The sequence below is a fragment of the Streptomyces tateyamensis genome, from assembly GCF_003205575.1.
Lineage (GTDB): Bacteria > Actinomycetota > Actinomycetes > Streptomycetales > Streptomycetaceae > Kitasatospora > Kitasatospora tateyamensis.
Window position 1 is genome coordinate 23,585 of the sequence record NZ_PYBW01000030.1, and the last position, 14,399, is coordinate 37,983.

Consider the following 14,399-nt stretch of genomic DNA (forward strand, 5'->3'; position numbering starts at 1 on the left):
CCTCGGCGTGAAGATGAAGTGGGATTCCTGGCGCTGGACCAACAGGGTCAACCAGCCTTCCGTGCAGGCGAGTTGCCAAGACCAAGCGACCAGGATGAGAGCATGCCGAAGAGGAGGCGCACTACCGGCCATTGCAGTCCGTGCCGCAACGGACACTGACCGCACGCAGAATGATGACCTGCCGTCAGGGCGCTGGCAAGGGTTCGCGATTGGAAAACTTTTCCTGTGAGCCAAGTTGTATGGGCTCGGCGCGGCCAAGCCACTACGATCAACCTGACCTGGGAGGTGACGATGTCCGGAGACCCCAACCCCCGACGCCGGAGGCTGGGCGCCGAAGTGCGCCACCGCCGCGTGGAGCTCGGGTGGTCCCTGGAGACGTCGGCCAAGCAGCTCGGGTACGGATCAGCGGGTACCGCCCACAAGATCGAGTCTGGGCGCCAGAAGATCACCCTCCAGCAGCTCCCCCACTTCCTCAGCGTCCTTGGCGTCACCGAGCCTGCCGCTCAGGCGTTCTGGCGGGAGCTGGTGGTCAGTGCGAACAGCGACGACTGGGAAGCGCGCTTCCCCGGTGACGCGGACGACCCCTTCGGCAGCTACGCCACTGACATCGAACTTGCCAGATCCGCGTTCCTCTGGTCCCCGACCGCGCCCCACGGCTTGCTCCAGCATCCGCTCACCGAACGGGCGATCATCGAGGCGGACCTGGCGTGGAGCACCCCGGACGACGTTGACCGGTTTGTCGGCGTGCGTGCCGACCTGCGTGAGCGCGTCCTCTCCCGGCAGCCGCCACCAGCGATCACCTCCGTCCTCACCGAAGGACAGCTTCGGCAGGAGATCGGCGGGCGAGCCGGCGTGCGCCGACAGGCCGCACACCTCGCAGAGCTGGCGAGGAGCGTGCCGGGCATCACGATCTTGGTGATCCCGTTCTCAGTCGGCGCGCACGCGGGGATCGACGGCCCCTTCATGCTGATGGAGTTCCCGACAGGCCGCAGCAGCGTCACCATTGAGGGTAGGCGGGCGGCTCTCCAGATCCACGAGGCCGACGTCGTCGCCGAGTACAAGCGCGTCAGCGAGCACATGGTGGACGATGCCCTCTCCGCCGAGGACTCCCTGACCTTCCTAGATCAACTCGCTGAGGAATACGCATGACCCTGCACGTCGGCGGCCCTGTCCCCAACGTACGGCGCATCGACGCCGATCCCGTGTGGCTGGCCCTACAGCTTGCCCAGGCTGAGTGGCGGTCCGCCAGCACCGGCGGGTCGAACTGCGCCGAAGTCGCTCTCCTGCCACGCGAGATCACCGCCGTGCGCGATTCCGTCAACCCCGACCTGCCCCCCTTGGTCGTGTCCGATGCAGGGTTCGGGCAGTTCACGGACGCGGTCACCACGAACCTCCTGAACAGGCCCCTTCACCTCGACGCAGACCCGGTCACGGCGATCGGCAAGAACTCCCTTTCCACCGAGTGGCTGACGGCTCAACTCGACTTCTCTCCCTGGCGGTTCGGCGGCACGGAGAGCCTCGGCGTGGCCTTCCTGCCCCGCGGGGTCACGGCGCTTTGCAGCCCGCGCACCGAGGACGGGCGATTCCTGATCTTCGCGCAGTCCGAGATCGCCGACTTCTTCACGGGTATCAGAGCTGGACTCTTTCGCCGCTGATGAGACGCCAGTTGCTGGGGGCGAGGCCGGCTGCTCTCGTCACCGCATTGCGTCGTCAAGGTAAGCCTGTACCGGCTCGAACAGGCCGTACGGAACGTACTCCGGGATCTGGGCGGAAGTGATCCACGCGAGAGCGGCCAGTTCCTCGGTGTCGACCACCGTGGCCGGGCCGGTCACGACCTCGCACGCGGTGTACGACATCTGGCGACCAGTCTTCGGGTGGACGCGCTCGCCGAGCAGAAGTACGGCTTTGACAGTCAGGCCGACCTCTTCCGCGGTCTCCCGGACGGCGGCCTTTTCCGGGGTTTCGCCCGTCTCGATCTCACCGGCCGGGAACTGCCACGACAGCTCGCCTTCGGCGACGCGGCGCTGAACCATGAGGACTCGGCCCTCGTGGACGATGATGGCGGCGGCGATGCCCGGCTTAGTGCTGCTCGGCTCGGTCATTCTGGGGCTCCTCCAGGGCGGCCAGGATGGGCGGGAAGATCGTATCGACAGGGATGAAGCGGGGCACCGCGTTTCTCGGAACCCACATCACGTCCGCGTTCTCGATCATGTCCTGATTCTGGGCGTCACCAGCGAGATACTCAGTGAGGTAGTACTGGCACCACACTCCGGTGGCAGGGTGGAGCCGCCCGCCTAGGTCTTCGCGGATCGCGCAGTGGACACCGGTCTCAGCGAGCGTCTCGCGGACGGCTGCCGACTCCGGGCTTCCGCCCGGCTTGATGACGCCAGCCGGGAACTGCCAGCGGATGCCGGCGGTCTCGTCGTCGCGGCGGCAGACGAGCAGAACTTCGGACTCGCGCACCACGACCGCGATAGCGACCCGCAATGCCTGGGCGGCCTGGCTGCTGGGTTCGGCGCTCTGGAGCGCGAACCGCTTCTGCACGGCGGGCGGTGCCGTCTCCAAGGTCTTGTCGAGGAGCTGGCGCATCTCGGGGCGCGGGACCAGATCCGGGTTCTGGTGCCAGGCGGCCACCGTCCGCAGGCCGATGCCGAGGCGGGTGGAGAACGCCTCATTGGTGTCGCGCAGGGCTTCTTGGAGTTGGCAGGCGGACGCCCCCGTCCAGGTCACGACCACGTCCACCTGCTGCCCCCTCCTAGAAACCGATGGTTGGCTACGCCTTGCTCTTCGCTTCGAGCACCGGGCGCAGGAGTCGCAGCGGGGTGCTCCAGTCGTACTGGTCCCGGCCGCCGCCGGCCTTCGGCTTGTGGGGGACGTAGTCGCCGAACAACACGCCCATCGCCTTGAGGCGCTCCACGTTGGCCCCGTAGGCGGGGTGGGCAGCCTGGGCGGAGTTGACGTAGGGCTGCGCGGCGACGGGGATGCCCAGGCCGTAGGACTCGGTGAGGATGCCCAGCAGCAGGGTGTCTGCGTGGCCGTCGGCCCACTTGTTGATCGTGTTGAAGGTGGCGGGGGCGACGGCGATGGCGTCGGCCGGCGGTAGCGAGGCCGGGACGTCGGGGGTGCGCCAGGCCGAGCGGATCGGGTAGCCGGTCTGCTGCTCGATGGCGGCCTGGTCGACGAACTCCATGGCGTTCGGGGTGGCCACCACTCCGACCCGCCACCCTTCTGCTTGGGCCGCCGTGATCAGCGTGCCGACGTCGTCGGCGACGCCGGAGGCGCAGACGGCGACGTACAGGAAGGGCTGGCTGTTCAAGGTCGGACTCCCAACTCGCGGCTGAACTGGCGGAGCTCCGGCAGCGCACCGCGGCGGTCGCGGGCCGTCATGTCGGCCACCAGCTCCCGGATGTCGGGGCGGCGCCGGATGTCCTCGGCCGCGTGCCGTTCGGCGATGCGCAGGGCGCGGTAGCCCTCGAACAGTTTGCCTTGTTGGTTGAACGCTCGTGCGAGGTCCACCCACAGTGCTGCCTGCCGCTCGGGGGCGGGGATGCGGCGGCGGAGGAGCGGCCGGGCGGCCTCGACGGCCGTGCCGGCGTCGCCGAGGGCGACGGCGGCCGACACCCGGTGCAGGGCAACGTTGGTGGGGCTGAAGTTCGCCCAGGCGTCGGGGCGGTCGCGGTCGACGTACCGGGCGACTTCGTCGGCCTGGTCCAGCAGCTCGGTGGTGGTGGAACGGTCTCCGCCGGTACTGGCGGCCGTCACCCCTCGCAGCAGCATCAGGCCGAAGGCGGCAAGATCGCCGGGCTCGCGCTGGTCGTAGTGGCCGCCGAGCTGGTCGGCGGTGTGGCGGACCATCGTGACGGCCGGGAGGTGGTGGCGCTCGCGGGCCATCAGGTGGGTCTGCACCCGGACGCTGGAAGCCAGGACTGTCGGGTTGCCACTGCGTTCGGCCTCGCTCATCGCCCGTCCCACCGCGAGCCAGGCGCTGCCGGTGTCGCCGAGCTTGATCAGCATGCTGACAGCGGTCTGGTAGGCGGTAGCAGTGAGGCCGGCCAAGGTCAGGTCGTCGGGGCTCTCGTGCTGGGCACGGCGGAGGTCGGCGAGCAGGGTGGGCAATAGGGCTTCGAGTTCGGTGTAGCGGCAGCTGTAGAGGTGGCGGCGGGCTTTGGCCAGCTCGTGGCGCAGGGTGGCCTGGGTGAGCGGCTGCCGGTCAGGCAGCGGGGTGACCGTGGGCAGGAGGGCCTGGACGAGTTCCAGGCTGGTGGTGAGCGAGCGGGCCGGGGTTGCAAGGGCGGCCACTCCGGCCGCCACGAAGCCTCGCCGATACATGTCGTCCGTCCTGGTGTCCGCGCTGCTGGGGGAGGCGGTCAGGCCCAAGCTCTCCAGGGGGATGTCGAGTTCCGCCGCGACGGCCCGTAGGACTCGTACGTCGTCGGTTCCGCTTCCCCTCTCCAGTCGGCTCAGCTTCGACTGGTGGTAGCCCAGCGCGGAAGCCACGTTCTCCTGCGACCGGCCGGCGGCCCTGCGGGCACGCCGGATCACCGATCCGATCTGGCGTGCGTCGATGGGCGCGCGGACGGCCTCCGACATAGCTCCTCCTGCCGCTTTCACCCTGCCTGGTGCGGGCTTCGCTGGCCGATCTGGATCAAGACGTTATGCACGTTCTGCATGATCCATGCGGAACATGCGACTGAGCGAACCGGACTGCTTCTTCATGGAGTTGACTAGTCGTCGACCACGTCGTCCGTGAAGAGGAGCAGTGCCCATGTCGCCGAGCCGGTCGCAGTCCTCCACCCCGACTGCTGCACCGTAGGTGCACCACCGCCGCACTGCGGCGGCATGGTGCCGGACCGGCGGTGACTCCAGACTGGGGACTGCGGCGAGAACTCGGGCCCACACAGACAGTTGAGAGTTCGGTCGTGCCCGAGTCTAGGTCAGTGTCGACCCCCGCGAGGGGTGATCGCCAAGAGGGCCACCTGGCTCCTCGGCTGGCCAACTCGACGTATCGAAAACTGGCGAGTCCGCGCCGGTAACCTCGTGTCCAGACGTGCCCCGATGCACCGTCAGTTCGTGATTCTGGTAGGGGAAAGGGAACACATGACCGAGGAGACCCAGAGCCAGATTGAGCGCACGCTTGTGCTGCTCAAGCCCGATGCGATGGCCCGTGGTCTGGCCGGCCAGATCCTGGCGCGGTTCGAGACCACCGCGCTCAAGGTCGTCGGTACGAAGATGAAGTGGATGGACGCCGAGTTCACCCGAAAGCACTACGCGGACCTGGAGGAGCGCCTGGGCTCCGAGGTCTACAACATGACCGCCACCTTCATGCAGCAGGGCCCGGTCATGGCCCTGGTCCTGGAGGGCTACGACGCCATCGCCACGGTGCGCAAGATCGTGGGCAGCACCTACCCGGACCAGGCTCCGGCCGGCACCATCCGCGGCGACTTCTCGCACATGAGTCGGGGCGCCAGCGTGGCCGTCGGCAAGGCGGTCGCCAACCTGGTCCACGCCTCCGGCAACCGCGAGGAGGCCGCGCAGGAAGTCGATCTCTGGTTCGCCAAGGACGAGCTGTTCGACTACAAGACGCTCGCCGAAACGTACAACTGCTGAGACGTCGGGCGTCACTCCGGTGGCGCTGCCCGAGTTCAACACGACGGAACGACTGGCACGACGAGAGGGCGCATCATGACGAGCACGACCCGCACGGCTTCTGCGGCTGAGCTGGAAGCGGCGTTCCAGCAGGAGCTGACGACGGACCGCTGGACGGCGGCCGAGACGGCGTACGCGCTGGCGCTGCTGCTGCGCGACGCGGGCGCGTGGGACACCTCGCGCGAGTGGGTTCGGCAGTGCCTCCAGCTGTTGGAGGGCTTCCCGTCCGACACCGAGGAGCAGGTGGCCACCCGGCGGATCAGCGTCGGCGGCGTGCCGCTGCCGACCTACCTGCACGAAGGCGTGGTCCGCGAGCGGTTCGGCGAGCTGGCCTGACACACAGGCTGCCGGTGGTGCGGTCAGGGGAACACTGACCGGCCGCACCACCGGCGCACCATCAACTTCATACCGCTCACCGGGCCGGCCAGGGGTACCTGCTGCCGATCCGGCCCCATCAGCCATGCCCGAATCAGGAAGGACGACTGCCTTGGCCGTCGAGATCGAGATGCGTACCAGGTTCGACAAGAGCGCCCACGACGCGCTGGTGGAGCGGCTGGTCCGCGACGGTGAGGACCTGGGTCAGGACAACAAGCTGATCCACTTCTTCGTGCTGCCGGACCAGCTGCTGAAGGTGACCGACAACCAGTCCACCGGCACCGCCAAGATCACGCTCAAGGACAGCAAGATCGGGCAGGGCGCGGCGTTCGGTGAGACCGAGTTCCCGATCGCGCAGGAGGACGTGCCTGCGGCCGTCCGGCTGTTCGGCGCGCTCGGCTTCGAGGGCGCCCGGCACGAGGCGTTCAACTTCCGCCGCAACTTCCGCTTCCAGGGCGTGGAGATCGCGGTCAAGTGGAGCGAGGCGTGGGGATACCACGCCGAGTTCGAGGTGCTGTTGCCCGACGGCGCTTCGGACGCGGCCAAGGCCGAGGCCACCGCCACGATCACCGACGCCGCCGCCGAACTGGGCGTCGCTCTGATGAGCGAGGAGGAGCTGGCCGCCTTCACCGCCGCCTTCGAGGCCGAGGAGGCCGCGCGCAAGGCCGCCCAGTCCGCCGAGATTCGGTAGGGCATCCAACCGTCCTAACCACCGAGGGGGTGGGCCGCACCATGAGCACGACCCAGACGGACAGCCTGGTCGAGTTGGCTGCCCGCAAGGAACTGCCGAACCACCAGTTCACCGACTCCGCCACCGTCGAGTGGATCAAGGCCAACCGGCCCGACTTCACCCCGGGGTGGCCGCAGCCGCTGCGCGACACCACGAAGGCCCTGATCGAGCAGGCCGCGATCCCCACCCGATGGCTCGCGGAACCACGTCTCGCCGACTCCATCCACGGCCACCGGCACGGCCTGCGTACTGCGGTCCTCGCCGCACTGCTGGCCGACTTGCACCGGCTGGACGAGTCGGACACGGCCACCACGGTCATCGCGGCGGCCGTCCACGACTGCCAACGCCAGCACGACAAGGACGACCCCGGCCACGGCAGCCGGGCCGCCGTCTGGCTCGGCGCCAACGCCGATCTGGTCTGGACGCACTTCCACCTGCGGCCCACCCCCACCGACGTGATCAAGGCTGCTACCGCAGTGCGGCTGCACGAGGTGCCGTACGAGAAGTTCACCGCCGACGACCGCGCCGACCACGCCCGCAGCGCGCAGATCTGCGACATCGTGAAGGCCGCGGACGCCCTCGACCGGTACCGGCTGCCCAAGCTCTCCTGGTGGCCGAACAGCCGCTACGTCCGCGAGCCGGCCTTCGACCAGCTGCTGCCCCTGGCCTACGACCTCGTCGTCACCTCCGAGGAGGCGTTCCTCTCCGGCGCCTCCAGCACGGCGGCCGTCCGGTTCGCCGTGGCGGAGAAGGGACTGGTGTAGGCCCCGTGGACTTCACCGACTCCTACGAGAGCTGGGCCGACGCGCACGCGTTCTACGGCGCCAGCCTCGTCCCGGCGATGCCGAACCCGGACGACCCGCTCGGCCCCCAGAAGGCCGCATGGACCGACCGCCTTGCCCTCGGTACCCCCAACGGCCACCTGCTCCGCCGCAACGGATTGTTCGACTCCCTCGCCACTGGCGGCAAGCTCCACCTGCTGCACGTCACCCACGCTCTGGAGAAGATCAGCCAGGACGGTGCGCTCTACCCCTCCGGCGGATGCCTGGTCGGCAGCATCTACTGCGCGCCACTCACCGCGACCGACCACGGCTTCCGCCCGCACAACCTTGGCTCCTACATCCTCAACCGCGAAGCCCCCGCCTTCCTCGCGAAGATCGGCCGCCCCGACCACCAGCCCACCCCGCTGGTCTTCGAACTGGACCTCCCCCCGCAGGCGTACCAGGGCCTGGCCGGCGTGGACTACCTGCGACTCGGCTCGATCCACCTCGCGATCTACACCCACCTCGAATACCTGCTCTCCAAGGCGGAGCGGAACCAGCTGCGGGAGACCGTGGTCAGCAGGGTGAAGAACTCCACCGCCTTCCTGGCCCTGGCCGCTGCTGTCGCCTACCAGGGCGCGACCGTAGAACCAGCGGCTTTCCTACGGCAGCTGGACGAGACGATCCCGCGCCTGCCGATCCTCGGCTACATCTTCTTCGAGGCCCTGTCCGAGTACGCCATGCTGCACTCCACCAGCTCGCGCACCCGGCGGCTGGCCGAGATCGGAGAGTTCGACAACTGGCTGTACAAGCAGCTGCTGTTCGCCGTCCCCGGCATGATCGGCCGCTTCGACCTGGCCAGGTTCCGCGTGCCCGACCTCGCCGCCGCACTGAGCGCGGTGGACCCCACCCTCGACGCGGACGCGGCGGCGCTCTACCTCACCGACCGGGTCAGCCACCTCGTGGCCGCCCGCCTCTTCACCCCCGGGCAAGTCCCGGACCGCTGGCGCTACACCAAGTGGGAGTTCGACTCCCTCGCCGCCCAGCTCGGCCCGCTACTCGGCCACCTCATCCACCGCGAACTGCGCACCTTCGGCCGCTCGCCGGACTTCTACTTTTACTTCGACCAGGTCAAGGCGCTCCAAGCCTGGAACTACTGGAACCACCTCGACATTCCGGTGCCGTTCAACGGCACCATCCCCAAGGGGGAGATCGGCATCAACCCGGCCTACCCCGACCTGAAATACCGCGCGTGGCGAGCCGATACCGACGAGGCCGGCAACCTGCACCCCACTGAGGAACTCGACCTCACCGTCACCCCGCGGCTGGTCGACCTCCGCTCCACCCTGATGCGCAACAACCAGTGGGCCCCGGCCGCAGCCTGAGCCCGCGCGCCCGGCCGCCGCCCCCGCACCGTTCCCTCCCGACAGCGCACACCTTCTTGAGGAGAGGTCTGTCATGCCCATGGAAACTACAGGCATATCGTCGTCCAACGACCTGCTCGGCGAGCAGCTCACCACGGCGCTCGCCGACCCGGCCACCGGCCACGGCTTGGCCCGCACACTCCGCGCCGCCCTGCGGGAGGTAGAGCTGAGCCGCTACCACCGGGCCACCCAGCGCGCCTTCCCCGACAGCCCCGACGAGCAGCCGACCAAGATCCAGATCGGCGGCGGCAGCCACCAGCTGGACGGCTTCTTCAACATCGACCTCGTCCCGCCCGCGGACTTCCTGTGGGACGTGCGCGAAGGCATCCCACTGCGGGACGGCACGGTCGAGCTGCTGTTCAACGAGCACTTCCTGGAGCACATCGACTACCCGCGCTCCGCCAAGGGCTTCGCCCGTGAAGCCTTCCGCGTCCTGGCCCCGGGCGGTCAGATCATCACCGGTGTGCCGGACGCCGCCCACGTCCTGAACCGCTACCCCGCCGCCCCCGCCGAGACCGGCGAGATGGTCGAGCGCTGGTACTCCAAGCGCACCTGCCGCCAGGACGTCAACACCTACCTGGACCTGGTCAACCTCGTCTTCCGCGACCAAGACGACGATCCCAACTACACCCCGCACCTGTGGGCCTACGACTTCGAGAAGCTCGTCCAGCTGTTCACCGAGGCCGGCTTCACCACCGTGAGGCCCTGGGCCTTCGACGCCACCCTGGCCAACCCGAAGCGCGAGTGGGCCAGCGTCTACGTCGTCGCCACCAAGTAGGAACTCCCCCAACCAGCGCGGTGGTCCGGCCGACCCCGGACCCCCGCCCCGCCGGGAGGCGTCCGCAATGCAGCAAGTCCCCACCGTGCTCCACAGCCATCTGAAACTGGCCGACACCCCCAACGCGGCCAGCTGGGCCAGGCTCCACACCCGCGATGTGCTGGGCCGCTGGCAGGTGCCTCCCGACCTGATCGACACCGTCCTGCTGGTGCTGTCGGAACTCGTCACCAACGCGATCCAGCACCCCAATGACGCGAAGCAGCCTGAGCGGCTGACCTCGGCGGTGCTGTCCAAGGTGCAGATCATCGGCCTCGACCTCCAGCTGCGCGGCCCGGCCGTCCTGGTGCAGGTCACGGACAACGACACGCGGCCCCCCGTGCCGAAGACGGTCGACACCGACTCCGAGCGCGGACGTGGCCTCTTCCTGGTCGAGTACATGAGCAGCCGGTGGGGCTACTACCACCCGACGAACGGCAGCAAGACCGTCTGGGCCGAGGTCCGGCCCGGCGCCGCAGCCCCGAAACCAAGGGCCGCCACCGCCAGGGAACCGTCCAACCGTGCGGGTCGGCCTAGGCCGTTCAAGCCCCTCACCGACGAAAAGCTGCCGGTCGACGACCCGCACCTCATGGGCCGACTCCTGGTCGGTCTCCGTCAGATCTGAGGCCGCAGCCCGCAGCGGACCAGCCCACACCGACCACCCACCACTGCGGGCCCTGTTCCACCCTCTCCGCCAAGCACCCCGTCCTACTTCCTTCACGAGGAGCTCCACCATGCAGCCCGCCCTGCCCGCCAAGCCAGACCTGTCCGACGCCGAGGTCTTGCTGCTGCGACAGGTCGCCCGGGGTGACCGCAACGAGATGGTCAGCCGTGCCACCGGCATCGAAGCCTCGACCGTCGGCGACGCCGTCAAAGCGCTGACGTTCAAGCTCGGCACGCCGTACCGTCACCGTGCTGCTGCGCTCGGAGTGGGCTGGGGGTGGGTGCGGGCAGAGGACGTGCCGGCAATCAACCCAAGCGGCCGTCGCCTTCCCGATCAGCGCCGGGAGGTGCACGGCCCGGCGACGCAGCCCGGCGGGGGTAGCTGATGCCACGCAGCCGGCTCGTGGCGGGCTTGCTCGCCGGGGCCGCCTGCCCGCTGCTGGCCCTCGCGGCCGGTGCCGCGACGGCAGCGACCCTCCGGGACGACCACACGGTGCACGAAACGGTTGTGTTGGCCGCCACCACGTACGTCACCGGCCTGGCTCTGTTGGGTGCTGCCCCGCTCGTTGGCACCGGATACCCGGCACCCCGCTTCCTCATCGGCGCGGCGATCAGGAGCACAGCGGCACGGTGAGCACCACCACCGACTTCGATGCCCTGCGCCACGTACGGGCCCCTGCTCTGCCAGAGCCGGGACGCGGACCAATCATGATGCTCACCGGCGCATCCACCGGCCACCCGCACTGGCAGAGCCGAGCCGTCAGCCTCCTGGCCGAATGCGGCTTCACTGGGGTGGTGCTCGACCCGTTCGTGCCCAACGACACCGAACTGCCCTGGCGCACCGGCTGGCTGGACCGCGCGGAAGCGATGGCCGACGTGCTGCTGTCCTGGCGACCGCTCGGACCATGGCCCGTGGTTCGAGCCCACCGCGCCTACCTCGCCGACCGCCTACGTCCCCCGGTCGTCGTTGGCTGCCCGCCCGCCGTCGGATGGCAGGAGGCCACCCGCCGCTGCCTGGCCATGGATGTGCCCGGCCTCACTGTGCACTCCCCCCTCGCCGCCACTGTCGAAGAAGCCGTTGCCCGGAGTGCAGCCCGGACCCGCCGTCGCCGCTGCCCCGCAGCGAACTGACCCGCGACGACCATCCGTGCTCCAGCCCTTTTGCTTCTGCCCCCGTCCACCTCCTTCACGAGGAGCTTCACCATGCAGCCCGCCGATTCGGACCTGCCCGCCGATTCCGCGTTGCGCGACCAGATCGACGCCGCGACTGCCGAGAGCGATGCCTTCCTGACCGCCAGAGGGGCTTCTGCCCCGGTGTTCATGGGCCGGCCAGCCTGGCAGCGCTTAGCCCTGGAAGCCCTCATGGCCGCAGTCTGGTCCGGGACGGTGCGGCTGTGCGTGCACGTCAGGCCGGACCGGCTGGTCTCGACGCCGACCGTGGTCTGGGTCGAGGCACCGGCGACGGTCTGCTGCCCGCCGTGCGATTTGGCCCGCAGGCTGGAGGAGGCGCGTACCTGCCAGGGGTGCGGGACCCGGGGCTCGCTTACCGGCGGTACCGAGTGCGCGGCGCCGGCCGGGCCGATGTCCGTCACCGCGCTCTGGTGCCAAGCATGCCCGCCGCCGACAGCCCCGTCGGATGCAGGCCGCCGCAGCCGTACCGGTAAGAAGCGTTCTCGCAGGCGTGGTCGTTGAAGGCTGCCGTGACGCTGGGCGTTCGCCACCGACACTGCTCAGACCGGATCGGACTACACCGGCAGTGCGTCCTGCACGTTGTCCTGCATCAGCCGTCTCAGCGACTTGCTCTGGAACGAGCTGCTGGTCGGCAGTACCAGTCCCGCCCCGGTACTCGCCGCCACGGCCCTTGCGGCGGGGACCCTATTCCACCGGGCTCCGGCCCTGGGGCCCGCCCCGCCCGCTCCTACCCGGGCCCGGCACCGGCGGCCCGCAGGCGCCCCAAGCTGCTCGGCGCCGCCCTGCCGGGCTGGCTCTCGCGGCTGAGTCGGCGAAGCCGGACCTAGCCCACCTCCCCGTACAACCCCTGACGATCTCTCCTCTCCCCGCCTTCGGCGGCGGTAGTGGAAGCGCCTTCGGCGCTGCGTTCTTTCTGGTCCGGGCGCCCCGCTGCGCGGTTCCCCCGGCCCCCCTCCCGCAGCCCAGTATCCGGAGCCGGCCGCCCGCCTCAAGGGCGCTTCGCGTGGCTGCGCCACCGGCCTGCGGCCGGCCCTTGACCCGGACGACCTCTTTGCCCCGGACCCCAGGCAGCTATCGGGGGGACGGGGGAGGTGCGCCCGCCGATCTGACGGTCCGTCAGCCGAGTGACCGGCGAGCCGAACCATGCCTTCGAGCTTGACCAAAAACCCTTAGCGAGGTAATATTGTCCTTGTTGGGAGGGGGTGGCACCCCCGACCAACAGGCAGAGACCATGCACCTGTTGGAGGATTCGTGACCACCGCACTTGCCCCCGTTGATCTGCTGGCCGACGAGGTGTCCTCGCCGGACCTGGACGAGCTGACCGCCGCTTTTGCTGCCGAGTCGAGCGATAGCCCCGACGGCCTCGCTGGCCAGGCTGAGAGCTCGGCGAAGGTGCTTCTCGAAGACGTCGACCCGACGGAGCTGACGTTCACCCGCAACGTCCGAAAGGCCGAACTGACCGCCGATTTCGTCGCTTCCATCGCGGAGAACGGCCTCTACCAGCCGATCATCGCCACCCCTCATGAGGACGGGATCGCGATCATCCTCGGCAACCGCCGGGCCAAGGGCGCGATCGAGGCCGGTCGGCTGGTCGACGTCATCGTGCGCAACGACCTCACCGCCGAAGAGGCGCGCATCATCGCGCAACTGATCGAGAACATGCACCGGGAGGACATGAAGCAGAGCGAGATCGGCGACGCCTACGCGCAACTGTCCATTGAACTCGGGCTCGACGCGGACCAGATCGCCACTCGGGTCGCCCAGGACCCGAAGAAGGTCCGCGCGTCGATCGCGCTGGCCGGAATGCCGAAGATAGCCCGCGCCGCCGTCGACAAGGGTGAGCTCACCTTCGAGGAGGCGGAGGCCCTGGCCGAGTTCGAAGGTGACCCGAAGGCGTACAAGCGACTCCTGGCCAAGATCGACAACGGTCACGGCCTGAACTGGGCGATCAAGGACGAGCGGCGGAAGGCGGAACGGGCCGCACTGCGGGCGGAGACCGCCCAGGCGCTCGCTGCGGTCAACGTCCGGATGGTCGGCGAGCCCCAAGGGTTCAGTTGGGGATCGTCGCGCGAGGTGAACGTCAACCGCCTCGCCGATGCTGACGGCGTGGTTCTGACCCCAGAGACCCACGCAGCTTGCGCGGGGCACGCAGCGTTCTTCAACGAGCACCAGGACGGAGACCTCAAGGCCACGTTCCTCTGCCGCGACCCCCACCAGTACGGGCACCACGTCTCCGGCTCCTACCACTTCCTCAGCGACGAGGAGACGGCCGCCAAGGCGGCGACAGAGCAGGCCGCCCGCGAGCGCAGGGAGGCGCTGGCCATCTCCCAGGAGGTGCGGGTGGAGTACATCCAGGAGCTCTGTCGCTTGAAGAAGGTGCCCAAGGGGATGACGAAGAAGGTTCTTCGGCTGCTCTACACACTGGGGGCGGATGAGGCCAGCCCCGAGGTGCTGGTCTACCTCAACGCCCCGGGTGACGACGACCGAAGCGACCGATTCGAGCGCTTCACCCGCCGGATGGCTGAGGCGCGTCTGCCGCTGGTGCTGCTGGCCGCCGTTGCGGTTCGGGCGGAGCGTGCGGTCCGGCAAGCTCTCTCCGGCTACGGCGACAAGCGGGCCGCACTGGACTGGTTCGAGTTCCTGGTGGCCTACGGCTACGAACTGACAGACCCCGAGGTCGAGTTGGTGGCGGATCTCTCGGCGAAGATCGCCGAGGCGGAAGCGCGGGCCGCAGAGAAGGCGGCGGCGGACGCTGCCCGGCAGGCTGACGGAGACGAGGACGAGGAGGACGCCGG

Annotated in this window: 17 protein-coding genes; 13 read left to right on the forward strand and 4 right to left on the reverse strand. The window is 69.1% G+C overall.

The annotated features are described in order from the left end of the window. Positions 1 to 291: 291 nt before the first annotated feature. On the forward strand, positions 292 to 1,149 hold the full coding sequence (locus C7C46_RS09520; protein WP_110667776.1) for a helix-turn-helix domain-containing protein: 858 nt from the start codon (positions 292 to 294) through the stop codon (positions 1,147 to 1,149). Further along, entirely contained in the window at positions 1,146 to 1,655 is a 510-nt protein-coding gene (locus tag C7C46_RS09525) for a DUF397 domain-containing protein (protein ID WP_110667777.1), read from the forward strand. Before C7C46_RS09520 ends, C7C46_RS09525 begins: the two co-directional genes overlap by 4 nt. Positions 1,656 to 1,694: 39 nt before the next feature. Here C7C46_RS09525 and C7C46_RS09530 read toward each other — a convergent pair whose 3' ends face one another. The 4 genes from C7C46_RS09530 to C7C46_RS09545 are packed head-to-tail and all read right to left on the reverse strand — an operon-like array spanning position 1,695 to position 4,590. Then, positions 1,695 to 2,102 carry an NUDIX hydrolase gene (locus tag C7C46_RS09530; protein WP_110667779.1) on the reverse strand — a complete coding sequence of 136 codons (408 nt, stop codon included), beginning with the start codon at positions 2,100 to 2,102 and terminating at the stop codon, positions 1,695 to 1,697. Continuing rightward, the gene (locus tag C7C46_RS09535; RefSeq protein WP_110667781.1) at positions 2,080 to 2,742 is read right to left on the reverse strand and encodes an NUDIX hydrolase; all 663 of its coding nucleotides are present in this window, start codon (positions 2,740 to 2,742) and stop codon (positions 2,080 to 2,082) included. Before C7C46_RS09535 ends, C7C46_RS09530 begins: the two co-directional genes overlap by 23 nt. Before the next feature lie 31 nt (positions 2,743 to 2,773). Further along, the gene (locus tag C7C46_RS09540; RefSeq protein WP_110667783.1) at positions 2,774 to 3,316 is read right to left on the reverse strand and encodes a flavoprotein; all 543 of its coding nucleotides are present in this window, start codon (positions 3,314 to 3,316) and stop codon (positions 2,774 to 2,776) included. Beyond that, positions 3,313 to 4,590 carry a helix-turn-helix domain-containing protein gene (locus C7C46_RS09545; RefSeq protein WP_110667785.1) on the reverse strand — a complete coding sequence of 426 codons (1,278 nt, stop codon included), beginning with the start codon at positions 4,588 to 4,590 and terminating at the stop codon, positions 3,313 to 3,315. The genes C7C46_RS09540 and C7C46_RS09545 overlap by 4 nt, the downstream gene beginning before the upstream one ends. Before the next feature lie 507 nt (positions 4,591 to 5,097). On the opposite strand from C7C46_RS09545, the gene C7C46_RS09550 reads away from it, so the two are divergent. From C7C46_RS09550 to C7C46_RS09605, 11 genes are all read left to right on the forward strand, one after another. After that, on the forward strand, positions 5,098 to 5,607 hold the full coding sequence (locus C7C46_RS09550; protein WP_110667787.1) for a nucleoside-diphosphate kinase: 510 nt from the start codon (positions 5,098 to 5,100) through the stop codon (positions 5,605 to 5,607). A gap of 75 nt (positions 5,608 to 5,682) precedes the next feature. Continuing rightward, on the forward strand, positions 5,683 to 5,982 hold the full coding sequence (locus tag C7C46_RS09555; RefSeq protein ID WP_110667788.1) for a hypothetical protein: 300 nt from the start codon (positions 5,683 to 5,685) through the stop codon (positions 5,980 to 5,982). Positions 5,983 to 6,133: 151 nt separating this feature from the next. Then, complete coding sequence (locus C7C46_RS09560; RefSeq protein ID WP_110667790.1) at positions 6,134 to 6,712, forward strand: CYTH domain-containing protein; 579 nt, start codon at positions 6,134 to 6,136, stop codon at positions 6,710 to 6,712. Between the two features lie 41 nt (positions 6,713 to 6,753). Then, positions 6,754 to 7,515, forward strand: a complete 762-nt coding sequence (locus C7C46_RS09565; RefSeq protein WP_110668150.1) for a hypothetical protein — start codon at positions 6,754 to 6,756, stop codon at positions 7,513 to 7,515. Positions 7,516 to 7,520: 5 nt separating this feature from the next. Further along, complete coding sequence (locus C7C46_RS09570) at positions 7,521 to 8,897, forward strand: hypothetical protein (protein WP_110667792.1); 1,377 nt, start codon at positions 7,521 to 7,523, stop codon at positions 8,895 to 8,897. Positions 8,898 to 8,970: 73 nt separating this feature from the next. Then, entirely contained in the window at positions 8,971 to 9,714 is a 744-nt protein-coding gene (locus tag C7C46_RS09575; RefSeq protein WP_425470044.1) for a class I SAM-dependent methyltransferase, read from the forward strand. Positions 9,715 to 9,781: 67 nt separating this feature from the next. Continuing rightward, entirely contained in the window at positions 9,782 to 10,375 is a 594-nt protein-coding gene (locus C7C46_RS09580) for an ATP-binding protein (protein WP_110667794.1), read from the forward strand. A gap of 109 nt (positions 10,376 to 10,484) precedes the next feature. Further along, entirely contained in the window at positions 10,485 to 10,799 is a 315-nt protein-coding gene (locus C7C46_RS09585; RefSeq protein ID WP_110667796.1) for a helix-turn-helix domain-containing protein, read from the forward strand. Between the two features lie 244 nt (positions 10,800 to 11,043). Further along, a complete protein-coding gene (locus tag C7C46_RS09595; RefSeq protein WP_146259030.1) occupies positions 11,044 to 11,544 on the forward strand; it encodes a hypothetical protein in 501 nt (166 codons plus the stop codon). Positions 11,545 to 11,616: 72 nt separating this feature from the next. Next, positions 11,617 to 12,105, forward strand: coding sequence for a hypothetical protein (locus C7C46_RS09600; RefSeq protein WP_110667803.1), 489 nt, complete (start codon positions 11,617 to 11,619; stop codon positions 12,103 to 12,105). Between the two features lie 750 nt (positions 12,106 to 12,855). Beyond that, the coding region (locus tag C7C46_RS09605) for a ParB/RepB/Spo0J family partition protein (protein WP_146259031.1) at positions 12,856 to 14,399 on the forward strand (1,544 nt) is incomplete at its 3' end.

Coding starts and splice junctions, on each gene's coding strand:
- C7C46_RS09520 (WP_110667776.1), top strand. CDS start 292: ATGTCCGGAGACCCCAACCCCCGACGCCGGAGGCTGGGCGCCGAAGTG.
- C7C46_RS09525 (WP_110667777.1), top strand. CDS start 1,146: ATGACCCTGCACGTCGGCGGCCCTGTCCCCAACGTACGGCGCATCGAC.
- C7C46_RS09530 (WP_110667779.1), bottom strand. CDS start 2,102: ATGACCGAGCCGAGCAGCACTAAGCCGGGCATCGCCGCCGCCATCATC.
- C7C46_RS09545 (WP_110667785.1), bottom strand. CDS start 4,590: ATGTCGGAGGCCGTCCGCGCGCCCATCGACGCACGCCAGATCGGATCG.
- C7C46_RS09550 (WP_110667787.1), top strand. CDS start 5,098: ATGACCGAGGAGACCCAGAGCCAGATTGAGCGCACGCTTGTGCTGCTC.
- C7C46_RS09555 (WP_110667788.1), top strand. CDS start 5,683: ATGACGAGCACGACCCGCACGGCTTCTGCGGCTGAGCTGGAAGCGGCG.
- C7C46_RS09565 (WP_110668150.1), top strand. CDS start 6,754: ATGAGCACGACCCAGACGGACAGCCTGGTCGAGTTGGCTGCCCGCAAG.
- C7C46_RS09575 (WP_425470044.1), top strand. CDS start 8,971: ATGCCCATGGAAACTACAGGCATATCGTCGTCCAACGACCTGCTCGGC.
- C7C46_RS09580 (WP_110667794.1), top strand. CDS start 9,782: ATGCAGCAAGTCCCCACCGTGCTCCACAGCCATCTGAAACTGGCCGAC.
- C7C46_RS09585 (WP_110667796.1), top strand. CDS start 10,485: ATGCAGCCCGCCCTGCCCGCCAAGCCAGACCTGTCCGACGCCGAGGTC.
- C7C46_RS09600 (WP_110667803.1), top strand. CDS start 11,617: ATGCAGCCCGCCGATTCGGACCTGCCCGCCGATTCCGCGTTGCGCGAC.